General features: G+C 44.2%; 25 protein-coding genes and 1 CRISPR repeat array. Of the genes, 9 read left to right on the top strand and 16 right to left on the bottom strand.

What is annotated here, in order from left to right; genetic code table 11:
• Nucleotides 1-8 precede the first annotated feature (8 nt).
• The 6 genes from E7746_RS06840 to E7746_RS06865 all read right to left on the bottom strand — a co-directional run bounded on the left by E7746_RS06840 (nt 9) and on the right by E7746_RS06865 (nt 2,248).
• The gene (locus E7746_RS06840) at nt 9-389 is read right to left on the bottom strand and encodes a hypothetical protein (RefSeq protein ID WP_136410277.1); all 381 of its coding nucleotides are present in this window, start codon (nt 387-389) and stop codon (nt 9-11) included.
• A 61-nt stretch (nt 390-450) separates the two neighbouring features.
• Nucleotides 451-831 carry a hypothetical protein gene (locus tag E7746_RS06845; RefSeq protein WP_136410278.1) on the bottom strand — a complete coding sequence of 127 codons (381 nt, stop codon included), beginning with the start codon at nt 829-831 and terminating at the stop codon, nt 451-453.
• A 4-nt stretch (nt 832-835) separates the two neighbouring features.
• A complete protein-coding gene (locus E7746_RS06850; RefSeq protein WP_123396737.1) occupies nt 836-1,057 on the bottom strand; it encodes a hypothetical protein in 222 nt (73 codons plus the stop codon).
• Between the two features lie 179 nt (nt 1,058-1,236).
• Nucleotides 1,237-1,614 carry a hypothetical protein gene (locus E7746_RS06855; RefSeq protein ID WP_136410279.1) on the bottom strand — a complete coding sequence of 126 codons (378 nt, stop codon included), beginning with the start codon at nt 1,612-1,614 and terminating at the stop codon, nt 1,237-1,239.
• A gap of 4 nt (nt 1,615-1,618) precedes the next feature.
• Nucleotides 1,619-2,029, bottom strand: a complete 411-nt coding sequence (locus E7746_RS06860; RefSeq protein ID WP_136410280.1) for a hypothetical protein — start codon at nt 2,027-2,029, stop codon at nt 1,619-1,621.
• A 6-nt stretch (nt 2,030-2,035) separates the two neighbouring features.
• Nucleotides 2,036-2,248 (bottom strand): hypothetical protein, encoded by a 213-nt coding sequence (locus E7746_RS06865; RefSeq protein ID WP_136410281.1) that lies wholly within the window; start codon nt 2,246-2,248, stop codon nt 2,036-2,038.
• Here E7746_RS06865 and E7746_RS06870 point away from each other — a divergent pair.
• On the top strand, nt 2,235-2,876 hold the full coding sequence (locus E7746_RS06870; RefSeq protein ID WP_136410282.1) for a hypothetical protein: 642 nt from the start codon (nt 2,235-2,237) through the stop codon (nt 2,874-2,876). The two genes, E7746_RS06865 and E7746_RS06870, sit on opposite strands and share 14 nt — an antisense overlap.
• A gap of 479 nt (nt 2,877-3,355) precedes the next feature.
• Here E7746_RS06870 and E7746_RS15240 read toward each other — a convergent pair whose 3' ends face one another.
• Nucleotides 3,356-3,586: a hypothetical protein gene (locus tag E7746_RS15240; RefSeq protein ID WP_136410283.1), complete on the bottom strand. Its 231-nt coding sequence runs from the start codon at nt 3,584-3,586 to the stop codon at nt 3,356-3,358.
• A gap of 351 nt (nt 3,587-3,937) precedes the next feature.
• Here E7746_RS15240 and cas9 point away from each other — a divergent pair, with 351 nt between their 5' ends.
• From cas9 to E7746_RS06895, 4 genes are all read left to right on the top strand, one after another.
• The gene (gene cas9 / locus E7746_RS06880; RefSeq protein WP_354665511.1) at nt 3,938-6,100 is read left to right on the top strand and encodes a type II CRISPR RNA-guided endonuclease Cas9; all 2,163 of its coding nucleotides are present in this window, start codon (nt 3,938-3,940) and stop codon (nt 6,098-6,100) included.
• Nucleotides 6,101-6,119: 19 nt separating this feature from the next.
• Nucleotides 6,120-7,037 (top strand): type II CRISPR-associated endonuclease Cas1, encoded by a 918-nt coding sequence (cas1, locus tag E7746_RS06885; protein ID WP_136410285.1) that lies wholly within the window; start codon nt 6,120-6,122, stop codon nt 7,035-7,037.
• An 8-nt stretch (nt 7,038-7,045) separates the two neighbouring features.
• Nucleotides 7,046-7,381 carry a CRISPR-associated endonuclease Cas2 gene (gene cas2, locus E7746_RS06890; RefSeq protein WP_238337357.1) on the top strand — a complete coding sequence of 112 codons (336 nt, stop codon included), beginning with the start codon at nt 7,046-7,048 and terminating at the stop codon, nt 7,379-7,381.
• Nucleotides 7,382-7,495: 114 nt separating this feature from the next.
• A CRISPR array of direct repeats spans nt 7,496-9,309; the repeat unit is 47 nt; unit sequence GCTGTGAACTATACACAAAGATACAAAAAATGAAAGCAATTCACAAC.
• Between the two features lie 153 nt (nt 9,310-9,462).
• Nucleotides 9,463-10,002, top strand: coding sequence for a DUF6291 domain-containing protein (locus E7746_RS06895; protein WP_136410286.1), 540 nt, complete (start codon nt 9,463-9,465; stop codon nt 10,000-10,002).
• A 40-nt stretch (nt 10,003-10,042) separates the two neighbouring features.
• On the opposite strand, the gene E7746_RS06900 is transcribed toward E7746_RS06895, so the two are convergent.
• Complete coding sequence (locus E7746_RS06900; RefSeq protein WP_136410287.1) at nt 10,043-12,085, bottom strand: M13 family metallopeptidase; 2,043 nt, start codon at nt 12,083-12,085, stop codon at nt 10,043-10,045.
• Between the two features lie 529 nt (nt 12,086-12,614).
• Between E7746_RS06900 and E7746_RS15105 the strand changes: the two genes are divergently transcribed.
• From E7746_RS15105 to E7746_RS06910, 3 genes are all read left to right on the top strand, one after another.
• Nucleotides 12,615-12,755, top strand: a complete 141-nt coding sequence (locus E7746_RS15105; protein ID WP_168184324.1) for a hypothetical protein — start codon at nt 12,615-12,617, stop codon at nt 12,753-12,755.
• Between the two features lie 72 nt (nt 12,756-12,827).
• Nucleotides 12,828-13,337, top strand: coding sequence for a PH domain-containing protein (locus tag E7746_RS06905; RefSeq protein ID WP_168184325.1), 510 nt, complete (start codon nt 12,828-12,830; stop codon nt 13,335-13,337).
• The gene (locus E7746_RS06910) at nt 13,330-14,835 is read left to right on the top strand and encodes a PH domain-containing protein (RefSeq protein ID WP_136410289.1); all 1,506 of its coding nucleotides are present in this window, start codon (nt 13,330-13,332) and stop codon (nt 14,833-14,835) included. Before E7746_RS06905 ends, E7746_RS06910 begins: the two co-directional genes overlap by 8 nt.
• 23 nt (nt 14,836-14,858) lie before the next feature.
• On the opposite strand, the gene E7746_RS06915 is transcribed toward E7746_RS06910, so the two are convergent.
• Entirely contained in the window at nt 14,859-15,314 is a 456-nt protein-coding gene (locus tag E7746_RS06915; RefSeq protein WP_136410290.1) for a GNAT family N-acetyltransferase, read from the bottom strand.
• Between the two features lie 173 nt (nt 15,315-15,487).
• Nucleotides 15,488-16,222 (bottom strand): HAD family hydrolase, encoded by a 735-nt coding sequence (locus E7746_RS06920; RefSeq protein WP_136410291.1) that lies wholly within the window; start codon nt 16,220-16,222, stop codon nt 15,488-15,490.
• A 375-nt stretch (nt 16,223-16,597) separates the two neighbouring features.
• Here E7746_RS06920 and E7746_RS06925 point away from each other — a divergent pair, with 375 nt between their 5' ends.
• A complete protein-coding gene (locus E7746_RS06925; RefSeq protein WP_136410292.1) occupies nt 16,598-17,257 on the top strand; it encodes a CPBP family intramembrane glutamic endopeptidase in 660 nt (219 codons plus the stop codon).
• Between the two features lie 547 nt (nt 17,258-17,804).
• Here the strand turns inward: E7746_RS06925 and E7746_RS06930 are convergent.
• From E7746_RS06930 to E7746_RS06955, 6 genes are all read right to left on the bottom strand, one after another.
• Nucleotides 17,805-18,710 (bottom strand): nucleotidyl transferase AbiEii/AbiGii toxin family protein, encoded by a 906-nt coding sequence (locus E7746_RS06930; RefSeq protein WP_136410293.1) that lies wholly within the window; start codon nt 18,708-18,710, stop codon nt 17,805-17,807.
• A complete protein-coding gene (locus tag E7746_RS06935; RefSeq protein ID WP_136410294.1) occupies nt 18,703-19,458 on the bottom strand; it encodes a type IV toxin-antitoxin system AbiEi family antitoxin in 756 nt (251 codons plus the stop codon). The genes E7746_RS06930 and E7746_RS06935 overlap by 8 nt, the downstream gene beginning before the upstream one ends.
• A 412-nt stretch (nt 19,459-19,870) precedes the next feature.
• Nucleotides 19,871-20,191 (bottom strand): helix-turn-helix domain-containing protein, encoded by a 321-nt coding sequence (locus tag E7746_RS06940; RefSeq protein ID WP_202877171.1) that lies wholly within the window; start codon nt 20,189-20,191, stop codon nt 19,871-19,873.
• A gap of 9 nt (nt 20,192-20,200) precedes the next feature.
• A complete protein-coding gene (locus E7746_RS06945) occupies nt 20,201-21,280 on the bottom strand; it encodes a helix-turn-helix domain-containing protein (RefSeq protein WP_136410295.1) in 1,080 nt (359 codons plus the stop codon).
• Nucleotides 21,281-21,620: 340 nt separating this feature from the next.
• The gene (locus tag E7746_RS06950) at nt 21,621-22,319 is read right to left on the bottom strand and encodes an RloB family protein (RefSeq protein WP_136410296.1); all 699 of its coding nucleotides are present in this window, start codon (nt 22,317-22,319) and stop codon (nt 21,621-21,623) included.
• Nucleotides 22,320-22,322: 3 nt separating this feature from the next.
• Nucleotides 22,323-23,522, bottom strand: coding sequence for an AAA family ATPase (locus E7746_RS06955; protein ID WP_136410297.1), 1,200 nt, complete (start codon nt 23,520-23,522; stop codon nt 22,323-22,325).
• Nucleotides 23,523-24,105 lie beyond the last annotated feature (583 nt).

Here is a 24,105-nt window from a genome sequence, read left to right on the forward strand (position 1 = left end):
CTCCGAATTTAGAGTGCCTCCGCCATTCTCTTTATATCATCGATCTGGCTCATCATGACATGCTCATATCTCGCTGCCACTTCCCCTTTGGGACCATATACCGTCCCCTCGCCGGTCTGCTTGTCAAGGTAGATTTCGGCCCGGTTGGGATAGACTGCGTGCCAGCAGCCATCGGAGTCAAAGAAGAATTCTCCCTCCTTGAGGTTGTAGTACGTGCAGCCTCCATGTTGCTTGAGAGCCACAAAACGTATCTTTTTGGCAAGGTCGTTGTTTTGGCGATAGGCAAGTGCGTTTCTCACACAACGTTCCCCGATGGGCTTGCCATCGATGCGAAACGCCTTCTGGAGCTTGAGTATGCCTTCTTTGCTTACTGAAATATACTTTTTCATATTCTCACTTATTTGATTTTTTGTTATTTTTGCGCTTATTTTCCAAATGGAATAGTTATGGTTAGAAAATCTCCCTTTCATCCATGGTCATCCGCTTTCGTGGCCATGTATTTTGATACTTCCTTAGCACAGTGGGCGAGACCACTCCTCCAAGAATGTGTATCAGCCTTTGCGCATCTTCAAGGAATTGAACTCGTGTGTACCGACCGAATATCTCTGCCGGATGACATTTCAGAAGCCAACGCTCAGCTTGGTGCATACAACGAAGCTGATCTTTTTCTGTGCCGCTCTTCAGAGCAGTCGCTAATGTCGCAAAAGGAGTTTGAGAAAGCCATTTCCGGACTCTTTTCAAATGTTCAATTTGGCAGTCCAGTATGGTTGAATCTTTTGCCGGATAGATACAAAGCGTTTTATCATCTACCGGAATAATCATTTGCTTCATAGTCTCACTTTTTATTTAGTTGGTTATTCATCTTGTCTATCGCTTCCTTGATGGCAAAGTGACCCTCCACTAATGCGCCGTACTGTTTGGATTGGTCGGCTTCATATTCGCTGTGGGTCGCCTCATATTCGTCAAGGACGGTCGAAGTGTCCTCAAACTGACGCTGCAAGGTCGTTAACATCACCTTGACTGCGTTATCGATCATTCGTTCTGCTCGTTGCTTCATCTTTGAAAGCTTTTAGTAGGAGGTCGGGGAATCGAACCCCGATACTTGCGCCATGGTCGCTCACCTTCCGGGCCTCCCTGATTCCCCGGTGAAATTTGGCAACACCGGGGAGTGGAAAAATTTGTTTTGCCTTTCGGCTTTAACCGGCTCTCTTGCCGGAGGATCGCCCTCTCTTGGGTCTAACCCTGTTCGTTTATAGTCTCTTGACGGCGACGGTTGTTGTCAACTATGTCGTCGAACCACCTGTCGCTCATCAGAATCTTAAATATCGCAAGCCGACCCATATTAAGACCTGTCAATGGGAACATCAGGAAGGTAAGGCCATCGGGGTAGGCGTTATCACCTGTAAGCCCGTATTCCATGTTCATATCCTTGCCTCGGAAAGTAATAAACCACTCCGGCTCACCTACACCTTCCTCTTTAAGCAACCGGCAGTATCCGTTGGTCCACTCATCGAGATTCCCGCCACATCCTGTAATCGTGTAGAAACTTCCGTTATAGGCTGCCGTGAAAATCTCTTCGCGGTTGTTGGGGGTCATGTTAATTATTGCGCTCATAGTCTTACTCGTTACAGGTGATTGCCCAAAGAAGTCTCTGAAGGTCGCCTCTAAGCTCTTGCATGGCGACACGCTTGAGTACCTCCGCCGCGTTCATCATCATGTTTGTGCTTGAGGGGGTCTGACTCCCTTCGATAAGGGTGTGCTCTATATTCCCGATATGGTTACCGAGGCAAGTCTTGATCTTGTCAAGGTCATCCAATGAGGTCATCGGGCGCAACTCTCGCACTGCCATGAGGTTTACCTGAGCCTTATACATCTCGTCGCTGTGCCAACGGAAGAAGTATTCATAATCCTCATTCATCTCGGTAGCATACTTCTCCACCTTGCGCTCGTACTTACGACGCACGCTTTTATACTCGCCCTTGAATATTTCAAGGATCTCCTGCTTGGTCATTTTCTTTGTCTCACTCATAGGTATTTAGTCTTTGTTTTTGATTGATTTGTAACGTGCCGAAATCATATCGGCCATCTTGTCGATCTCGTCAGCCTTGATACCGAGGGCGAGGTAAAGCTCTTCATCTTCAGGATCCACGAGCGAGAAATCCTCGTCCTCATCCTCAGCTATCATCATACTCATCAGCTCCTCGATGGCATAGTGAAGACTTGTCGCCATCGAAATGACTCGTGCCATCTGGCGGGTCTTTTGTTCTTTGATTTCGTTGTTGGTCATAATCTTAAATTTGTTAAAATCGCGGCTTTTTTGTATCTTTGGCCGCTCGTTCCATCAGGAACACGCTGCAAAGATAAGCGATAATTCTCGCACAACAAAATTTTTCAACGATAATTTTCGCATTATGTGTAAAATTTTATCTCGTATAAAGACTTTAGCAGATGCCGAAGGGATCTCCATCGGCACTATCGAGCGTACCATTGGAGCAAGCCGAGGCGTTATATCTAAGGCAATTGCGAAAGGAACCGACATTCAATCTAAATGGCTGGAACTCATCTGTGAAAAATTTCCCAAGTATTCTCCTGTATGGCTACTAACAGGGCAAGGGGCAATGTTATTGGAATCCTCGGACACTCCAATAATTCATTCCTCTGTGCCGGAGGACCACATTGACGAGAAAATTTTCGTTGACAACCCTCAAAAATTATCGCAAAACCCGGTCCCCTCCATGGTAAACACATTCTTAGAAACCATTAAGCAGCAAGCGGAAGAAATCGGGCGGTTAAAGGCTCGCATCGAGGAATTAGAGAGAGAGAGGCCGGTCCCTGCCTATGCCCGTTCTACATCGAAGGAGACTGTAGATCTCTGAGACCTATGTCTAAGCATGACCTCCTTCGCTTGATCCACACCCAGTGCCACCTGAATTGACCTTTGGGATGTTCACTGTGGTACCCTCGGTGACCACCGGTATACCCTCCCTCCACTCGGCTTTAGCAGTTCCCCCCTCGCTTAACCGCTATAAATAAGCTAAAATGCTGATTTTACGCTATATTAATAATGTGGATTTGAAAAAGTAGGGGTTTCTACGTTCGCAACAAAACCCCGATTTTAACATTTCATTTTGAAGTAACGGTATTTTGCCCCTATCAGCTTTTTGCACCTCAACGGACTGAAACCTGTCCGTCCAAGTTTTGCAAAATGTCCGTCCAAGTTGTCCGCCCTTGTGTCCGTCCTCGCATGAAAATCGCCCTAAATCGAACTGTTCGGGCACAAAAATAGGGAACCGGCTGGCTCCCTTCTCTTATGGCGTTAATATGCCGTTATAATACCTTTAGAATCCTATCCGGATTATTCTCGACAACTATCCCCACGAGGACACGTTATAAGCGTTGACTGCTTGATACACGCCTTTTTAGTCATTACCATGCCTCCTCCGCTCAATCCGGCACGACGTAGGTAATCATACCCACAACCCACCTCATCAGGCGTTAAAACGGTAAATATGGCGGCTATTGAGCCAAAATATAGATCCCGGCGCTTGCCGATAAGATGCACATGTATCACTTTCACTGGTCCCATAGTCCTAATATTTCCTGCAAAATTACACAAATAACCGTTATATCAACCTTTTTGACTTTACAAAGTAACGAAACGGGCATAAAAATAACCGGCACACAACCGGCTCCACTACCCCATCATCCATCTTGATCAGCGGCTCAACCCGTCGAAACCCCGGTCAAAACTATTGCAAGCCCGGCGACAATCCCGATTAAACCATGCGCAGCCCTCGTGTAAACTTTTCGGCTCAAAAATTAAACCGAAATCCAATCCATGTTAACTTTCGGAACATTTCGTTTTCATGCACTCCACTCCCCTGCCCTCATCTAACCCTCTGAAATCAAAAGCATTTTACAAAATCACGCCGACCACATCAAGCAACGCTTCGTTCTGTGCCCCATAGAAATCAGAATCGAGCTTGCCCGAGAGCTGAAAAAATCAGCTAAGGAGCGTGCCGACCTTATCTCGTCGATCAACAAGGCGACTGCCGATAACGAAAAGATAAGGCAATTGCTTATCAATGAGTTCGGTATTCAACGGCCAAGCCGAAATGATGTAATACGATATCGCCTATACGATGAGCTGAGTAAAGTAGGATACCACACTTTATACTCGGATACCTATATACCCCGCGAGGAGCTGTTTTCCAAGCGATTTGACATTGAGCACATAATACCTCAGTCACGATTGTTTGACGACTCTTTTGCTAACAAAACCATCGAGGCGCGTGACATAAACATTGAAAAGGGCAATGCCACGGCTTTGGACTTCGTTGAAGCCAAGTATGACTCGGAATATGTCAAGGAGTATCGCAATCGTGTGGATAAATTGCTTAAGGAAGGTAAAATAGGTCACGGTAAGTACAATAAGCTTCTCACCAAGGAGAATGACATTCCCGAGGATTTCATAAACCGCGATTTGCGCAACACCCAATACATATCGCGCAAGGCGTTGGAGATACTGTCGGAAGTCGCACCCGAGGTCACGGCGACATCAGGCTCGATTACCGAGCGCTTGCGTGAGGACTGGCAACTTATCGATGTGCTGCAGGAGCTTAACTGGGATAAGTATGACAGGCAGGGCCTTACAGAAACAATTGTCAACCGTGACGGTAACACCGTGAGGCGCATAAAGGATTGGACCAAGCGTAACGATCACCGTCACCATGCTGTCGACGCAGTGGCCATTGCCTTTACCAGGGCGGAATATGTGCATTATCTAAACAATCTTAATGCACAGAGCGACAAGGGTAAGGAGTTTTACGCCATACGCGAACGCTATCTTGAGCGTGACAAGCACAATAATCTGCGATTCCGATCGCCGATTCCCGTCAAGGAATTCCGCACGGTGGTGAAGGATCAGCTTGAAAAGTCATTTGTTTCGCATAAGTCCAAAAACAAGGTAGTGACAAAGAATGTCAATGCCACAAAGTGCAGCGGCGGTGTCAATCGAAAGGTGCAGCTCACACCCCGCGGACAATTGCACAACGAAACGGTGTACGGACGCATAATGCAGCCTGTCGTGCGGGAAGAGAAGATAGGAGTAGCATTTGACTACGACAAGATTGCTACTGTGGCATCGGCCGTTGAGCGAAAAGCGTTGGCACGCAGGCTTGATATGTTTAACGGCGACCCCAAGAAAGCATTTACTGGCAAGAACAGCCCGACAAAGAATCCCGTATATATCGACAACGAGCGCAAGGTTGAATTAGGCACGAAGGTGAAAACCGTTACGATGGAGTGTGTCTACACTATAAGGAAGGAGATTTCCGAGAGCCTTAAGCTTGACAAGGTCATTGACAAAGGAGTTAAGCGCATACTGCAACAGCGACTCGATGAGAACGGCGGTGACCCCAAAGAGGCATTCACCAATCTTGATGCTAATCCCATATACCTGAATAAGGAGAAGGGCATAACCATAAAGCGGGTGACCATAACCGGTCCTACCGAGGTGGAACCGCTTCACTCCAAGAGGGATCATCTTGGCAATGAAATGCGTGATGCCGACGGACGCACTATACCCACCGACTTTATAAACACCGGCAACAACCATCACATAGCCATATACCGTGATGCTTCGGGAAATCTTCAGGAACGTGTCATGAGCTTCTTTGAAGCCACAGCTCGTGCTTGTGCCCAGCCCCCGCTTCCGGTGATCGATAAGGATTATAGAAAGTGCGACGGATGGGAATTCCTGTTTACAATGAAACGTAATGAGTACTTTGTGTTTCCGCGATATGAATCGGTCGTAGACAGCTCAACAGGTCAGGAAAAGTTGATAAAGACATTTGATCCCAAGGCCGTTGACTTGCTCGACAGAGATAATTACGCAAAGATTAGCCCGAATCTGTTCAGGGTTCAAAAACTCGCATCTAAATATTATGTTTTCCGTCATCATCTGGAAACCAATGTCGACGATGTAAAGGAGCTTCGTGACATTACCTGGAAACGAATACAGACCATTAAATTAATGGACGAAGCAGTCAAGGTAAGAATCGACAATCTTGGCCGGATTGTCGCTGTGGGCGAATCGTAATCGTTAATAAAATTATACCATGATAAAACGTACTTTATATTTCGGTAATCCGGCTTATTTGTCGACCGAAAACCGACAGCTGGTAATAAGATTGCCCGACAAATGCGGGTCGGGCAATGCTGTTACCAAAAGTATTCCCATAGAGGATATAGGTGTTGTTGTACTTGACAACCGGCAGATAACCATCACCCAAGCCGCCTTGGAATCGCTTAGCGAAAATGCATCGGCCGTCATTGTGTGTGACAGCACTCATCATCCGGTTTCGTTACAGCTACCGCTTGATGGCAACACATTGCAGAGCGAGAGATTTGCGGCACAGATAAGGGCCTCACTTCCGTTGAAGAAGCAGCTGTGGCAGCAAACGATTCAATGCAAGATACGCAATCAGGCTATGGTGTTGTCATCGATACGCAATTGCGAAACAGGCAACATGATTGCATGGTCGTCGCAGGTGAAGAGCGGCGACAGTGACAATCTTGAGGCTCGTGCTGCAGCATATTATTGGCGTAATATGTTTCCTTCGGTTCCCGACTTTACACGTGATCGTTACGGATGCCAGCCCAATAATCTTTTAAACTATGGTTATGCGATACTTCGGGCAGTTGTGGCAAGAGCCTTGGTGGTAAACGGACTATTGCCAACGCTTGGCATTCATCATCACAACCGATATAATGCCTATTGTCTTGCCGATGACATAATGGAACCTTATCGACCGTTTGTGGATGCTTTAGTAGTTGATATCTTCGATAATTCTGATGGATTGGTGGATTTGACGACATCGGTAAAATCACGATTGTTGTCAATTCCCACGATTGATGTTGTGATTGACGGATGCCGGAGTCCGTTGATGAATGGAGTAGGACGCACTACCTATTCGTTATACAAGTGTTTTAGCGGTGAATCGCGGAAATTGGTCTATCCATCTTTCAACATTTGAGTTAGACGATGAACAGTCGCATCAGTGAATATAGGGTTATGTGGGTGTTTGTATTCTTTGATCTTCCTACCGAAACGAAGCATCAGCGCAAGCAAGCTGCAAAGTTCCGCAAGAATCTTATATGCGATGGCTTCACTATGTTTCAATTTTCTTTTTATATAAGGCACTGTCCGAGCAAGGAGAATGCCGATGTGCATATTAAGCGTGTGAAAAGCTTTATCCCTACTGATGGAGTTGTGGGCTTGTTGTGCGTTACCGATAAGCAATTCGGCGCAATGGAATTATTTCAGGGAAAATCCGAAAAAAATTTGCCTATAGGAAGTCAACAACTTGAGTTGTTCTGACTTTCGGAAATTAAATCTAATGAAAACAAAAAACTGTTGCCGTTTATTGACAACAGTTTTTTATTTGAAATAATCTTTGTAATATATTGCCAATCAGTAAATTACGAGCAATCTGCTGTGAACTATACACAAAGATACAAAAAATGAAAGCAATTCACAACACACGCCGAGCCATCGGGCGAAGCGTATGTGCTGTGAACTATACACAAAGATACAAAAAATGAAAGCAATTCACAACTCATTGAATTGCTTATAGCGTTCATGTGGTGCTGTGAACTATACACAAAGATACAAAAAATGAAAGCAATTCACAACAATAACATTAAAAATGCGGACAAGGCTATAGCTGTGAACTATACACAAAGATACAAAAAATGAAAGCAATTCACAACGGCGGCGGCGAATACTACCCCGGTGTTAAGCTGTGAACTATACACAAAGATACAAAAAATGAAAGCAATTCACAACTGCTTAGATGCTCTTCCCTAAAGTCAAACAGCTGTGAACTATACACAAAGATACAAAAAATGAAAGCAATTCACAACCAAAGCACAAGACGGTTGTCATGGTCACGAGCTGTGAACTATACACAAAGATACAAAAAATGAAAGCAATTCACAACACAAGTGCTTATGGGCACGACTTGCACGCGGCTGTGAACTATACACAAAGATACAAAAAATGAAAGCAATTCACAACTGTGTCAGATTTATCATACAGTACGAACTGCTGTGAACTATACACAAAGATACAAAAAATGAAAGCAATTCACAACCGTTTTTTGCCACCGGGTGTTGAAGGTATCGCTGTGAACTATACACAAAGATACAAAAAATGAAAGCAATTCACAACTTGTTCTCTGAGCATATTGCCGTTGCCTGTGCTGTGAACTATACACAAAGATACAAAAAATGAAAGCAATTCACAACACTTTTTAAAATATGCCGATAAATATACACGCTGTGAACTATACACAAAGATACAAAAAATGAAAGCAATTCACAACACAAGTGCTTATGGGCACGACTTGCACGCGGCTGTGAACTATACACAAAGATACAAAAAATGAAAGCAATTCACAACCGACCGCGAAGAACTTGAAGAGTATCTGAAGCTGTGAACTATACACAAAGATACAAAAAATGAAAGCAATTCACAACGAGAGCAGCCGATTCAGCGATTTGAGCTTTGCTGTGAACTATACACAAAGATACAAAAAATGAAAGCAATTCACAACTAAATCTAATAGGTCTTCTATTCGTGAAGCGCTGTGAACTATACACAAAGATACAAAAAATGAAAGCAATTCACAACGTACCGGTCGGTTTTAGAAACTCTCCCGTGCTGTGAACTATACACAAAGATACAAAAAATGAAAGCAATTCACAACCGTCAGGTGACGAAAGTAACCCTCAAGGTAGCTGTGAACTATACACAAAGATACAAAAAATGAAAGCAATTCACAACACCTTTTAAATTATGCCGATAAATATACACGCTGTGAACTATACACAAAGATACAAAAAATGAAAGCAATTCACAACAAGATTCTGACCCAAGTGAGAACCGAGGAAGCTGTGAACTATACACAAAGATACAAAAAATGAAAGCAATTCACAACCCGACGGCAGGATAGCCGGTATCGAGCAGCGCTGTGAACTATACACAAAGATACAAAAAATGAAAGCAATTCACAACTATTTCATTTCATATAAGTTAATTGGTTAAGCTGTGAACTATACACAAAGATACAAAAAATGAAAGCAATTCACAACTTGGGCGGCATCCACAAAGAAACTGTCGGCGCTGTGAACTATACACAAAGATACAAAAAATGAAAGCAATTCACAACAACGACCTTTTTAAAGTGTCGACCGAAATGCTGTGAACTATACACAAAGATACAAAAAATGAAAGCAATTCACAACTGTGCTGGTGGTAATGCTATCAGACAACTTGCTGTGAACTATACACAAAGATACAAAAATGGGAGTAATTAGTCAGGGAAAAATGCGCTTCGCGACATTATGGGGTGAAATCGGGGATTTCAGCGTACTATATTTGCTGAAAAAATAATGATTATGGAAAATAGAGCAATGAACGCACAGAGCAAGAGAGGTAAAAGTTTGAAATTTGATCGGGAGTGGAAGGATGCCGTCGACAGGCTGCCAAAGCATTACCGTGACGAGATATGCGCGGCAATCGATGCCTATCAGCGCGACCTGACCGTAATCGAGGTGACTGCGGGAGTGCCACGTGCAATATTCATGTTGATTATGCCTACAATCCGCCGCCGATACCGCGCACGTGAACTACAACGCCTCGCCCGTGAGCGCAAAGCAGCCGCAAAGGCGGCAAAGGCACAAAAGACAGCAAAAGCGTCATCGTCGCGCCAACCGAAATCAAAGCAAAAGCCGGACATGCAGGGCATTGAGCCTCGAGAAACATCAGCACAAGCTTGTCAACAATCCCCGATGCCCACTTCCGGGCAGTCGGATGAGCCGCGCCCTACCCTCGCAAAAACGCACAGCACCCCCGCCAAAGGGAAACCGGGCAAAAGCACGCTTGATAAGCTCCTCCGACACAAGCCGCGCCAAGCAAAAACACCCGGCCGCCGATGACCGAGTGTTTTTGTGAGTATCGAGGTTATGCCTCCCAAAATTACCAGATGACAACGCGCTCCGATTGGGGACGGAACATATCGTCGCCATCGGTGATTCCAAACGTTGTGAAGAAGGTGTCGAGATTGCGGATTGCCACATTGACGCGGTTCTTGGCGAGCGAGTGGACATCGCCGATTGTAAGCGAACGAATCTCCTCGTCACGGATGTTATTGGCCCAAACGTTGGCGAAATTCAGATAGAATACCTGCATCGGGTCAAAGCCGTCGATCTTGGCTTCCTCCGATTTCACATCGACGCCTTTCTTCTTCTGAGAGTCAAGGAAAGCCGTCATAGCGATGCGCAAGCCTCCCTGATCGGCGATATTCTCACCAAGAGTATACCGGCCGTTTGCATATAAACCGGGAAGCACCTCTACTGCGGAATACTGGTCAACAAGACCCTCGGTGAGCTTCTTGAACTCAGCAGCATCCTCATCGGTCCACCAGTTAACCATATTGCCCTGAGAATCAAATTGGCGTCCCTGATCGTCGAAACCGTGAGTAAGCTCATGACCTATCACCACACCTATGCCGCCGTAATTCTCGGCGTCGCTTGCCTCAGGGTCATAGAAAGGAGCCTGAAGTATGCCGGCGGGAAATACGATTTCGTTATTCAATGCGTTGGCATAGGCATTGATAGTTTGGGGAGTCATATCCCATTCGGTGCGGTCTACAGGCTTGCCCCACTTCGCCAGATATTCACCTCGCGACCACATCTCGGCGTTGTGCATATTCTCCCAATAGGAGAAGGCAGGATCGATGTCAAGATCGCTGTAATCCTTCCATTTGTCGGGATAGCCAATCTTCACGGTTGTGGCATTGAGTTTCTTGAGAGCCTGCAGTTTGGTGTCATCGCTCATCCATGACAGGTGGATTATGTGCTTGCCGAGCGCATTGCGAAGATTCTCCACGAGGCCCTCAACATAATCTTTGGAGCTCTGCGGGAAGTATTCGGCCACGTAAAGTTCGCCTATACCCTCTCCGAGCACCCCTTCTACGGCACCGAGGGCGCGTTTCCAGCGAGGAGCCTGCTCCTGCACTCCGCTCATCACCTTGTTAAACTCAAAGTTGGCATCGGAAAATGAGTCGCTCAGGCAGTTGGATGCCTCGTCTACGAGGCTCCAGATATAGTAATCCTTCATCTCACGGTCGGTGAGTCGGCCAAGAAGGTTGTCGCCCTGCTTGACAGTATTGATGGTGGTGACTATGAGCATTTCGGGAGTGTCGATGCCCATTGCCTCGTTGAATATGCGATCCCAGGGGATGTTGGGAAACATCTCCTTCACTTGCGATATGCTACGTATATTATACATTGCCGGGATGTTGCGGCTCTCCTCGCGCGTCCATGTTGAGTCGGCAAGAAGTGTTTCGATATTCATCACATTCTTGACTATGCGTGCGGCATCCTTCTTGCTGTAGCCCGCATTAATTATCTGCGCGGCGATAAGTTTCTTATATGCCTCGCGCACATCCTTGCTCCGCTTGTCGTTATTGAGGTAATAGTCGCGGTCGCCAAGCCTTATTGCGCCACCGTTGACATACATAGCGTATTCCCTGCTGTCGGCAACATTAGCCATGTGGCCGGCTTTGACAAAGGGGGAGCCATAGTACTTATGGAACCAGATGAAGAGATCATCCATGCCGTCGGGCGTAGTGTTCTCGATTTTCGAGAGGGCCTCCCTGATGGGTGCCGCTCCGAGCTGATTGCGGCGTGTTGAGTCCATGGCCGATTCATAGAGAGCAGCTATCTTATAGGCCGTAGTGCCCTTCTCGGGATTGGTTTTGGCGAGATTTGTCACAATGCGGCGCACACGGTTATTGCCTGAGTCGCTCAGGATTTTGTATTGCCCGTAGGATGCATATTCGGGAGTAAGAGGATGGGATTCCATCCAACCTTTGTTTACGTGACGGTAGAAATCTTTCGACACCGGTGTATCGGCATCGAAGCCTGAAGGGGCGAGGCTCTTCAGATGCTCCTGTGCGCTTACGGCAATGACACTGCTTGCAAACGCTGCGATGATGAATGTTCTTAATAAGTTCATTGTTTTAATATTGGTTATGCGAGATTGATTTCACACAATTAAGCATCTCTTGCGCAGAGATATTGCCAATGTACAACCGGCTATGCTACAATACATTGCACGGCGTTATAATGCAGTAATTGCCAACTTTTCACTATCACAAATTACACTCGGCAAAATTTCATGCAAAATATATTTACTCAAATGTCATAATATCAGATTTATTGATTAATTTTACGGCATCCAATTATGCAGTTAAGCATCTCTGCGCAAGAGATTTACATCTTTCAACGCCCATTATCGCACATTATTTTTCTTGCAAATCAACATATTTATTGAATTTTTATTTGCAAAAAAATGTTGTACTTTTACGAAATATCGGCTGAATTGCAACCTCGCATAACGCAATTCTTTCAGCTGACAAAACAGAAACGATTTAATATATACCATAATGAAGATTATTATCACAATTCTAAGCATACTCGTAATGCTATGCTGTCCCTTGCAAAGCGACGCAAAGAAAAAAAGCAATAAAACCGTTGTGCCACAAATGCAGAACTATCCAAGTGCCACAATCGGCGAATACCGCATGCACGGTGGCGATGTGTTGATGAGGGTAAAAGTGTTGATGCCTGAAGAATTAAAAAGGCTTCAGAGGAAGGTTGAACGAATAATCACGTTGGACCGATAGCGCTGGAAATTTAAGAACAATCCTTTTGGGAGATTTTCGGGGATTTTTTGCTATTTTTGCCGTATGAACAGAATGACAAACAGGCAAGTGTGGTGCGATGACATTCAGCCTATAGAGAATCTTTGCTTTGAACCGGTAGAGCGCAGCTACATGAATGTGGTTGTGATTCGCATAATTATCGTATATATTCTTTTGATGGCGTGTGCGTTGCTCATTCCGCTGATGTGGGAGCAATGGTTGCCCATGCTGATTGTAGATTGTGTCTTGGCAATTGCCTTCGCCGTGAATGTGGCACTGGCTCACAAAATATATGATTTCAAGGGTTATGCGCTTCGCGAAAGGGACATATCCTACCGCACGGGGATATTTTTCACTTCGGTCACCACGATTCCTTTCAGCAAAATCCAACAGGTGAGCTTGCGCATGAATTTGGTAAGCCGCATTTTCAAGCTTTACTATGTCGATGTTGTAAACGGCTCGCAATCGGCCTCCAACCGGCTCACCATTCCCGGGCTGACGCTTGAAAACGCCGAGCGGCTTAAATTATTGCTCATCAATAAAGCCGACTGCGACAATGACTGACTTCTCTACTCCCCGGCGAATGAGCCCCGGCGCATTCGTGATAATGTTTCTGAAATCGTTCAAAGATATTGTAGGGGCGGCATTCGTTGCATTGGTTTATCTGCTCTACGACAGCCACGATTCAGGAGGACGACTATTTTGGAAATTTGCCTTGGCGGCCGGAGTCATACTCACTTATTCCCTTGCAGTGGCGTTCACGAGATATTATTTCAGAAAATTCCATATCGAGGGCGACAAACTGATATATACCCGTGGACTCGCGGAAAAGCAGACAACAAGCATACCGCTTTCGCGAATCCATACACTGCGCACAAAAAGAGGGCTGGTCTACCGACTTTTATCAATGCGCGGCGTTGCTTTTGACACTCTTGCAAGCGACAAGCAGGAGGTGGAGCTGATTCTCGACGAAAGTGACTGGCAGATGCTACTGGAGCGAGTCAGCAAGGGCGAGAATTTTGCCCATATAACCGACGATTCAGTTGCGCTTCCGCCGCCCGTAAAGGATGACACACAGAGCATAAGCAACTTAAACATACTGAAAGGCGCACTGTGCCAGAATCATCTCAAAGGATTTGCCGTACTTGCCACAGTTACCTTGGCGCTGCTTGACAAGGTAAACCAGATCGATGACAACGCTACCGACCGAATCATCGAGTATATCGGGACCCATGCCGGCGATGTGATGCCAACAGCCTGGCAGTGCCTGTGCCTCCTTGTAGCTATATATCTAATAGTAATGGCGCTGTGGACGGGCAAAATAGCCTTGCGATACAGCAACATGACGCTGAGGATGACCGATAACCTGCTGACGATTGAATCGGGCCTCGTGTCGCGGTTTACATGCCGGCTCACACGTGAAAAGACTACCGTGCTCACGATAAAACGGAATCCGCTTGAAAAGATTGCCGGATGTCAAACCATTTCACTTCAGCAGGCCGAGAATGCTACCGACAATAAAAATGAAGGCGGCATACGCATCTACGGGTCAAATCTCGGCGACGAGCTGCTCGCATGGTGGCTTGGCAACAACGGCAACGTGAACGACACTACCCTGCTCTCGGCCGCATCGGGCATAGGATTGCTGATGCGCACATTCATCCCGCATCTGCTATTGGCAATCGGTGGTGCTGCGTTAATAATGATCAGCACAAAGCTTGCACTGCCCGGAGTGATGGCCGGCGCGGTCTACGCTGCAATTGCAGCAGTGCGTGCGGCAATGGCCTGGAAGCACAGCAGCATAGAATTGAAAGAGTCGTATATGAAGATAAACCGAGGCAACATTGCATGCATACGCGAGTATATAAGATACCGTGACATTCAATCGGTGGCCATTGCAAGCACTCCGTTTACCCCTTACACAGGGCGAGTGTCGCTTAATGTGTCAACCAATGCCGGCTGCGCCACGGTACCCTCGCTGGCAATGGACGAGGCTCTTGCCATACGCAACTATATTCTCGACGGAAAAGTCAGCTCAAGCGCGTCAGAATCGGTTGTATGACACCTTACCGAATAGTATAATTATTACGCGTTATCTTTTCTCAAATAAACCATATCGCGGAGTATCACCCCCTCTTCGATAATAGGATTGGAATAGTTGTCGGTGAAAAAATTTGGTATGCGGTGAGAATAGCGATAACCACATTTTTCATAAAAGCGAAGAGTTGATGGAGTTTCACCTGTACCGAGGATAATGGATTTATCAGGATTCTCACATTCTACATGTTTAAGCATTAATCTGCCAAAACCGCAACGATGGAAATCGGGGCGAACTGCAAGATTTTTAATCGCAACCGTTGTGTTATCAATAATCAAAGTCACGCATACAGCAATGGAAATATCGTTGGATATACCCACATATAGATTACCTTTTTGAAGATAGCGGTCAATCATCGCTTCCGATTCGTCACCGATGAGTAAAAGTTGTATAAACCGCTTTTTGTCGTTTTTGATTTCTACTATTTTAAAGTTTTCAGACATGATAGCATCCTATTTTTTATAATTTAAACGGTGTGTTACATGGCAACCGAGATAATCCTGTGCACTATGAGGAATGACAGGTATACGCTCCTATGGACTTAGGGCTAAATTTTAGCCAAACGAGCCCCTATGATGCTACTTCTTTTCATCGCAGCAGTGGACGCGATGAAATTTTAGATGCCGAGTAGGCGAATTGCTTGAAAAAGGCTGTCGACTGATACAACCCCATCAGGTACATCGACACGGGGCTTGCCATGTCTTGGCTGAAGAAAGAATGCCGTCCATCCGGCGTCCAAAGCTCCCTTTATGTCGGTATTGATATTATCGCCTATCATGATATGTTGGGAGGGGTCTTGAACACCTACGGTTTCCATGGCGTATTTGTAAAGTCGCACATCGGGTTTCATAATGTCGATGTCATCACTTAGCACAACCCTATCGATATATCCCGTAAGTCCGGCGCGTTCTATTTTGCGTCCCTGAACGCAACTGAACCCATTGCTCAGGATGCCGACTTTCGTTCCTGACCTACGTACTGCCGAAAGAGCCTCGACCGCTCCGGGGACAAGTTCTTTTTCGTTTGCAAGGAAATTAAGATACAACCGGCTTAGATCATCAGATATCATGTAGGCTTCATGTTTCGGCATCCCGGCTTCGACAAGCGGTCGTCGGAAACGCTCCGCTTTAAGAAATGATGATGTTATTTCGCCGCGTGCCGCCGCATCCCAAAGAGCGTGGTTGTGCTTCTCGTAGCATCTAATCCAGCAATACTGATCGGAGAACCAACGGTTAAGTTTTGCATAGTGAAATGTCTTGACGAGTGCAATGCGTGAATTTGTTGTGAAGTCAATAAGTGTGTCGTCAAGATCAAACCACAGCCATTTTATATCGCAATTATTGTATATCATGTATTATTTTACCATTATGACTCACAAGAGTTACATCGAACACATTTTTTTATCCCGTAGGTCTTGGATACAGTTATTATCAATCCGAATACAAAAGTAGTGTAAATCCCGCAAAATTTCTCGTCCACAGATGAAAATCAGTGTTTGACGGCTCATTTTTTCCACTTTTCACGATATTGATTCTTCAAGCGTTCGACATCAAATAATGAAATCGATTATGGTGTACCTCAACCTTCACGGATGTCATAAGGTTATATTTACAGCAACTCCTTCTCCTGCATCATTCCTTCGTATTTATTGAATAATCAGATGACTATATCACATTTGTGAGATTTTATTTAACTTTGCGACCTGAAATAAACCAAATATGATAAGATGGCAACATTGAATTCCAAGATTTCTAAAGCTATTTTTGCTGTGGTTGCCTCTTTTGTTGTCAATCTTGCATGGCAAAATGTATGGCGCATCACTTCACTTCTCGATATACCAAGCCAAACTGTGCTCAACTCTTCAATACGAGATCTACTAATGGCACTTTCTATTTTTATAGTTCTCTCTATTGTTGTTAAGCCCCAGAAGGAGTGTTTATTTCTCGGGCTTGAATCAAATTTTGCAAAAGGATTTTTGGTAGCTATAATTTCGGTATTACCTCTATATATCGTATTTCCTATTATTGGAACAATAAATCCCGATTTAACATTTTCGCTGCTTGTAAGGAAGAGCCTTCTACCGGGATTCATAGAGGAACTTTTATGCCGTGCCTTTATGTTTGGATTATTTTTCCGATATGCAAAAATAGGCTTTTTCTGGGCTACACTATTCCCTGCAGCTTTATTTGGTCTTGCTCATACCTATCAGGGGCATGACATGATTTCAAGCCTTGCAGCATTTGGTGTCACATTTATTGGAGCTGTGTATTTCAGTTGGATGTACGTTGCTTGGAACTTCAATCTTTGGGTTCCAATCGGGCTTCATATACTGATGAATGCAGCTTGGGTAATATTCAACGTTACAGGTACGGAGAATGCTGCCTGAGGTCTGATTTCTAATATTGCTCGTGTCATTAGCATACTTTTGGCTGTCGGATTAACGATATGGTATAAGAGAAAGAACGAAACCAAAGTTTTAAGCTATCCAGTCTGGCAACTCTAAACTGCGTTAAAATATTTGACTACACAAAATGAAGAGTTGAAAATATACTTTATAAATATACTCAAAGTATATTATAATATTAAAATTTCAACCAAATAAGAAATATTTCCTCCAGTTCATTTTAGTTCATACTATTACATATAAGAAAATCCTGCAACTCATTTAGTTGCAGGATTTTTCATTGCCTTTCACCAGACTTTGGTGGAGCTGGAGGAACTTGTTCCTTACACTCCAAATGCAGTTATACCAATGATTTAGATAGTCGTCAATGATTAGGGGTAACGAGATGGTAACGAAAAATCCGTCTGTCTCGCCGGCTCTCTTGCCGATGCAGTAACGAGGTGTTCTTACATAGTGCCAAGGTAGTGGATTTTAGCCATAAAACAAATCTGAGGTTCGTTTTAACGATTCTTATGCCGAGTGTTAAACATCACTCAATTCCAAAAATGAGCCTGAGCTTATTGGCTTCAGCCTTAAGTTTCCGAGGATTGGTCGTCTTGAGTTTTTGTAGATTCTGAATCTTCCATTTGACGGATGGAAAATCAAAGAACATCGAATACGGACTTTCCTCTCGGTTGACAGTCAGTTCCTCATAGCTGACAAGAAATCTCTTGTCAGCCTCGGTCATAATGTCGTTGACTCCTTTTATAAGCTTGTTTCTTGTCATCTCGAATTCCTCATAGCTGAACGGAATATCGCTCATCCCCACAAACTGGTTCTCCATTGCCTCCCTCTGATCTATAAAATTTGGAGAGAAGGATTCGTGAATCGGTCTGTCGCTGCCAAGTAGACAATATATAATTCCATCCTTGACTTCTGACAGAAGAATGTCCATTTGCTTCACATCGAATAAATCCCGAGGATGCTGCCGTGAAAGAGCAGCAGATATTTTGCCGCCATACAGTTGCGACAACGACACGATACGGGCATCCACTTCCATGCCGAACAGCCTCTGAGCTTTTTCGCATAAAGGGTATAATCTGGCCTCGCCGCATACCAAACCTCTCTTTGTTTGATTGACCTCTATCTTTACCTGACAACCCTGTCTTTCACATGTGATTTTACAAATATCAAGACGAGGTATGATTCTAATATCACTAAAACTTCGCTTGGTTTTGTCGGCAATTCTCATCAACGCCTCATTAATATACTTCAGACTGGTCGCTCTATCCTCTAGCGGTAAATATGTCACATCAATGTCTACCGAAAGGCGGTTAAGATTTTTCACGAACAGATTTATTGCGGTTCCTCCATGTATGGCGAAACACTCCTCATCCGTAACAAACGGCAATATTCTTAGGAGAAGCTCCACCTTCTTCTTATACACATCATTCATAGTCGGCAAGTTCTTTAGGTATTACAATATCATATTTGGCATTCTTCACGCCCCCTTTTGAATAACTCCTCGTCCCGGAGCCAAGAGAAATCTTTGATAAGTCAAGTTTTACGAACCAACGATGTCCCGCTTTCTCAGCCATATATAAAAACATTCTTTTTACTTTTACAGATGTGCAATTCTCTAGGAGTTGCTGAACCAAACCGGATCTAAGCGAAGTGAGCATCTCCATTAAATAGTAGACATCCATCAGATTATATTGGGTTGGCGACAACAACAGACATTCCATTATTGCTCTTTCGGGTGCGGCCAATGTTAATTGCCGACCGTTATATTCCATTTGTTCGACACCTACTTCTCCGAAAATTTTGGTTGAAACCTCTACTATGCGCATATCAAGTTCTGCCGAATTCAGCCATTTAGGAAGCCGCGGCCTTATCGGGGAGAAGATGACAGCAGCAGGTTTTCCCATAGCGACATAATGAGAGAATCCTTTTAATTCCAATGCCGAGGCAGCTCCTATATGATACGAAATAGTACCTTGACTTTGATATGAAGCAAGTATCCCGTAAACAGTCGGATTATCACCGACAAAGGTATAAACTCCGGTGGCGACACGTTGAAGCCATCCCGATTCGGTATAATCGGAAATTTCGCTTCTGCTTAATCCTGATTTCTCAAGCCATGATGTAAGCAGAATTCCGTCAGAAGGAGTTTGCCTGCGTATATTATTTATCTTAGTTCCCATTATGCAATGATTAACATTACAAATATAGCACTAAAATAAATACACACCAAATGTATTCTTCAGAAAATGAATTGGTAACGAATAATTGTCAGTAGTAATTTTTTATTTGCCCAATTATATTGAAAATCAGTCAAATAAAAAAGTTCTAACCTACGATATGTTGAGGTTAGAACCTATATTGTGGAGCTGGAGGGACTTGTTCCTTGCCAGTCAAATGCACTTATATCAACAAGTTGCAATTGGTTAACATTCGTGTGTAGCGAATTTGCAACCTAAATTTCTTTATCCTCACGCAGCCGCTCGCTGCATGCCCCGTAAGGGTTCTAAGTGTATTGCAAAGTTAATACTTTTTCCGCTGGCTTTCAAGTTCGAGGGTTCATTTTAACCATTCTTATGCAGAGTGTTAAAATGTTCAGCGAGGTGCAAAAGCCGGTTCAAGAATCTCCAGATGAAGAGCATTTTCAATCTTTGAGATTGTTTCGAGTGAAAGATTCTCTGTCCCTTTCAGCACACGAGAGATATACTGCTGGGAGCAATCCATTCGTTCGGCAAGTGTCTTTTGCGTCAGTCCGAGTTCTTCCATTTTGTCAAGCATCATCATCGCGATTCTCTGCGAGTATCTCATCCACGATTTATTGGCCATACGCCATTCTGCATTCTCCCTCCATTTTGAGGGAGTCGTGCTTCGATGCTCGTCAAGTTTTGATATTGTATTTTCTATTGTTGTTCCCATTACGTATGATTAACTATTATCTTCATTGGTGCAGACAAGTTGCAGTTTTGCCTTCACGTTATCCACTGAAGTATTCAGCAGTGCAGCCGCTTTAGAGAAAGAAATTATCTCATCGGCAAGCGCACGATATACCATTCTTACGAAACGTCCGGACGTTTCAGAAATCGCAAGCGAACGCTCTACCGAGGATTTGAAATCCGGGAAGAGCTTCTTCTTTTTAAGGTAGCCTTCATAACGTCGCCCGGTAATGACTCCATTATGCACCAAAGATTCCATTATAGAATCAATGGAAATGCCGTATTGTTTTTGAATGTCGGTCAGTTCTGCCAATGATATATCATGTCTGCTGTTTCCGAGTCTTAATTTGAGAACCTCAGACGGCAAAAGCATTTCTCTGGCAAAGGTGTTACATGAATCCTCTATTACTTTATTTGAAGCATCAGTGCCAAACATCATGAAAAGATGACCAAACTCGTGAAGAAGAGTGAAGCGTTTCCTTTCGGGAATCAGATTGCAATTTATGACAATCAAAGGGATATTATCATTCGCATATCCACTCAATCCCCCGAATGAGTCAGACTCGGACACTTCGATAATCTTAATGCCATTTTCCTCCAATATTTCGATAACATTAGATATGCCATCAATACCTAAACCGAGCTTTTGTCTGATTGAATTGGCAAATGCTATCACATCATTGTCATTGCTGATATACCCGTGAGGAAAATTTAAGGAGGATGAAGTTCCGGAGAGTTGTTCTGCTTCGAGGTACCGTTCAAGCTCTTCGCGCGCTTTTTCCTTGACAGATAACACATCCTTCTCTGAGAATTTTCTTCTCTTGCGGAAAATTACCTTGTCAACTTCCACAGTAAAAGGACGAAAGAAATAATCAGGCTTTACACCGAGAACCTTGCCGAGTGAAATCAGCATCAGGCTATCAGGTATTGTCTGACCTTTTTCATATTTGTTGATAGCCTGACGTGACACGCTGGGCTGAACCGACCGGCCCAGCTCTTCCATGCTTATTCCTTTAATCAGCCGCGCTTGATTGAGCCTGCGACCGAATATATTTGAAGTGTCCTTATCCATATTGCTACGTTTTGGTTGACAAAATTACAAAATATTTCTTAAATGTCAACTGCAACCGGAGCTAAGAGGTTTATTATTATCCTATTATTCAATATGATATGATTGGTATTATAAGTATTGCTGATATTTCTTTACGTACTTCAGGAATAGCCATCAATAGAATTTTATTTGGGAGTTTTAGCCAAAACTCTAACTGCAAATGGGACAACTGTTTATCTTTTGGTTCCATTGTCGATTATTTTCCAAACTTGAAAAATAATCGACTTTGGGAAATACTTCAAATTGATCAGTTCGAGGATTCATTTTAACGATTCTTATACCGACAGTCATAATATCAGACTCAATCTTTGAGTAGGTTTTCAGGATGTTCAAGTTCATCAACAAGCAGGTCTATCGTAGTACACGGCTTGTGGGATTTATAGTCGAGTGTGTGCTCAAAGAATCGGCGTAGTTTTTCAGCTAGTCTTTTTGCAAGCGCTTCATTTCCGATGCTCTGCAACAATGCGTATATCCCTTTGTCGTTTTTGTGATATTTGTAATCCTGATAATCCTCATTTCGTCTGATTTCTGTTTCGAGTTTGGAGATGTAATCGGCACTGGAAACAGCGGCATCAAGGAAGGTGAAGTGAAGGAGATACCACAGTTCAAAGGCTTCATTTGTCCACCCGGCTTTATATCCTTTTCGTTCGGCAAGTGATATGGCTTCATTGAAATCGTTGAAGTCATCCTTGTCAAACACTACCCAAACACGATCAAACTTCAGTTGCCGCTGCCGTTCCAGTCGTTCTCTGATCTCTTCGGTCTTTTTGACCAATACACACGTTGAGCGTCCTTCTCCGATAATCTCCTCGGAACGGACTTCCGAATATCTGTCCCTGACAAGTTCCCTGAAATAGTTCGGTTCGGTACGCTCACCCTCGCAAACCACAAGAAAGCGCACTATTTTTTCACGAGTGGCAACCTTGCGTTTCTTCGCAGCTTTGGCCTCCCGCTTTTCGCGCTTGAGCTGTTCGATTCTTGATTTTGGAAGCTGTCCCATAACTTAGCTCATGAAAGGGATTGCACCATAGCGACCATTGATATAGTCCTTCTCGATGTTGCGGTCGTTGCGAACCTTATTTCCGGATTCATCACGGAACTCTACCAGAGAGTAAAGTTCTGTCGAGTCGGATTTGTCTTTCTCGGTAAACCAGATTTGGTCACGACGGAGATATTGGATATTCAGAAGATTTGTATCATGAGTCGCAAAAATAAGCTGGGCCCCATTTTTGTTGAACTCCTTGTCCATAAACAGTCCGATTATCTTGCGAGTCAGAAAAGGATGGAGTTTTGCGTCCAGTTCATCGACAACAAGAATCTTTCCGAGTCTTATTGCATCTACAAGCGGGCCGGCAATCTCAATCATTTTCTTGGTTCCCTCAGACTCCATCTTGTCAGTCGGAAACTCTTTTTGACCGATAACATTCCCGTTTGCATCGAAAATGTTGTGTACGGTCTTTGAATCGACCGATTCTTCATCCCCGGTATTCATGATGACCTGAAGTCCGCTGAAGCCCAAATGGGTCTGATATAGCAGGTTCATGATTTCTTCATTGCCGTCTTCCTGATAGAAGATAGTGCGTAGTGTCTTCCCTGCGTACCCTTTTCCATCCATTCCTGACATATATTCAATATTTGAAAACCAGTCGAGAATAGCCTGAGATACTTTGCCGTTGAGTTGTGCCACCAACGAAACGAACAATCGGTTGGCAGGTGTGGCGTCCTGTTTGCCGATACCTTCGGCAAAACGGGACTTTGAAATCTTAAACTCATTGCCGCTCCGCAGAAATAGTTCAAATTCCCTTTCTCCGGGACGTTTCTCATAGAGCCATTCGTCAATGATTTCGTCTGATGTATAATCGAATCCATAGCGGAACTTGGAGCCGTTGAGGGTGAACTGAATCTCAAACGAGGTCGGTTCCGATGCGGATGTTTCATTCAGAGAAAACGGATCGGCTTCAAGTTTATCCTTGGGATTCAGTCTGACCGAATTAAGCAAAACATCCCTCATAGCTTTTAGCGCCTTAAGCACATTGCTCTTGCCGCTTGAGTTGGCACCATACATCACAGCGACGGGAAGCAGTTCTTCTCCACACGATTTTACAACGGCATCCGACAGCTCCTGAATGGAAGCAGCCTCCATGCTCAGTGTCATTTCATCCTTGAAAGACCTGAAATTCTTGAATGTGAAATTTACCAACATATCTGACTTGTTCTTTAACGATGTTATCAGAGACAATTCTCATGAACGCCCCTTCCGACTGCAAAGATAACAATAAAATTTCAAACAGGGTTTATTTTATGAGAATATTTCTCAAATATCACTATCGGAGTATTCGATTTTCGTTTGGTAAAGGTTGAAACAAGTCCGTTTTGTTCGGTTTCCAGTTCAGAAGACCGAAGATTTGTATCATCGGAGGTGACTATCCCTGTAAAGCGTTGACAGATTTGAGGGGATTGACTAATATAGTTTACACTGTCAGGTATATTTTCAGTGGAATTAGTCGTAATTAGCAAATCGAATGGTTCAATTCAGGTTGTCTCTACTGTTTTTTTGTTACGAGAGGCATAGCCAGACCTTATTGTTTTTGTTTGGATGAATGCCGTGTAAGGCGTTTGCCGTTGGCTGCTCTACCTCACACCGCTTTCATCCGATATAGGTCGGCACACACCGATGATTGTCAATGGCTCGGAAGTTAGCATCGGAGACGCTGCTTTCACCTTTCCGTTCCATTGCCAATCATCCGTGTGCATTACGCCGACCTCCTGAGAAATTCCATTCTGGG

It is taken from the genome of Muribaculum gordoncarteri (genome assembly GCF_004803695.1).
In the GTDB taxonomy this organism is placed as follows: Bacteria; Bacteroidota; Bacteroidia; order Bacteroidales; family Muribaculaceae; genus Muribaculum; species Muribaculum gordoncarteri.

Coding starts and splice junctions, on each gene's coding strand:
- E7746_RS06895 (WP_136410286.1), top strand. CDS start 9,463: ATGGAAAATAGAGCAATGAACGCACAGAGCAAGAGAGGTAAAAGTTTG.
- E7746_RS06955 (WP_136410297.1), bottom strand. CDS start 23,522: ATGTTGGTAAATTTCACATTCAAGAATTTCAGGTCTTTCAAGGATGAA.
- E7746_RS06850 (WP_123396737.1), bottom strand. CDS start 1,057: ATGAAGCAACGAGCAGAACGAATGATCGATAACGCAGTCAAGGTGATG.
- E7746_RS06905 (WP_168184325.1), top strand. CDS start 12,828: ATGACAAACAGGCAAGTGTGGTGCGATGACATTCAGCCTATAGAGAAT.
- E7746_RS06855 (WP_136410279.1), bottom strand. CDS start 1,614: ATGAGCGCAATAATTAACATGACCCCCAACAACCGCGAAGAGATTTTC.
- E7746_RS06870 (WP_136410282.1), top strand. CDS start 2,235: ATGACTCGTGCCATCTGGCGGGTCTTTTGTTCTTTGATTTCGTTGTTG.
- E7746_RS06930 (WP_136410293.1), bottom strand. CDS start 18,710: ATGAATGATGTGTATAAGAAGAAGGTGGAGCTTCTCCTAAGAATATTG.
- E7746_RS06940 (WP_202877171.1), bottom strand. CDS start 20,191: ATGGGAACAACAATAGAAAATACAATATCAAAACTTGACGAGCATCGA.
- E7746_RS15105 (WP_168184324.1), top strand. CDS start 12,615: ATGCAGAACTATCCAAGTGCCACAATCGGCGAATACCGCATGCACGGT.
- E7746_RS06935 (WP_136410294.1), bottom strand. CDS start 19,458: ATGGGAACTAAGATAAATAATATACGCAGGCAAACTCCTTCTGACGGA.
- cas1 (WP_136410285.1), top strand. CDS start 6,120: ATGATAAAACGTACTTTATATTTCGGTAATCCGGCTTATTTGTCGACC.
- E7746_RS06945 (WP_136410295.1), bottom strand. CDS start 21,280: ATGGATAAGGACACTTCAAATATATTCGGTCGCAGGCTCAATCAAGCG.
- E7746_RS06865 (WP_136410281.1), bottom strand. CDS start 2,248: ATGGCACGAGTCATTTCGATGGCGACAAGTCTTCACTATGCCATCGAG.
- E7746_RS15240 (WP_136410283.1), bottom strand. CDS start 3,586: ATGGGACCAGTGAAAGTGATACATGTGCATCTTATCGGCAAGCGCCGG.
- E7746_RS06860 (WP_136410280.1), bottom strand. CDS start 2,029: ATGAGTGAGACAAAGAAAATGACCAAGCAGGAGATCCTTGAAATATTC.
- E7746_RS06925 (WP_136410292.1), top strand. CDS start 16,598: ATGGCAACATTGAATTCCAAGATTTCTAAAGCTATTTTTGCTGTGGTT.
- E7746_RS06845 (WP_136410278.1), bottom strand. CDS start 831: ATGAAGCAAATGATTATTCCGGTAGATGATAAAACGCTTTGTATCTAT.
- E7746_RS06840 (WP_136410277.1), bottom strand. CDS start 389: ATGAAAAAGTATATTTCAGTAAGCAAAGAAGGCATACTCAAGCTCCAG.
- E7746_RS06910 (WP_136410289.1), top strand. CDS start 13,330: ATGACTGACTTCTCTACTCCCCGGCGAATGAGCCCCGGCGCATTCGTG.
- E7746_RS06900 (WP_136410287.1), bottom strand. CDS start 12,085: ATGAACTTATTAAGAACATTCATCATCGCAGCGTTTGCAAGCAGTGTC.
- E7746_RS06920 (WP_136410291.1), bottom strand. CDS start 16,222: ATGATATACAATAATTGCGATATAAAATGGCTGTGGTTTGATCTTGAC.
- cas2 (WP_238337357.1), top strand. CDS start 7,046: ATGAACAGTCGCATCAGTGAATATAGGGTTATGTGGGTGTTTGTATTC.
- E7746_RS06915 (WP_136410290.1), bottom strand. CDS start 15,314: ATGTCTGAAAACTTTAAAATAGTAGAAATCAAAAACGACAAAAAGCGG.
- E7746_RS06950 (WP_136410296.1), bottom strand. CDS start 22,319: ATGGGACAGCTTCCAAAATCAAGAATCGAACAGCTCAAGCGCGAAAAG.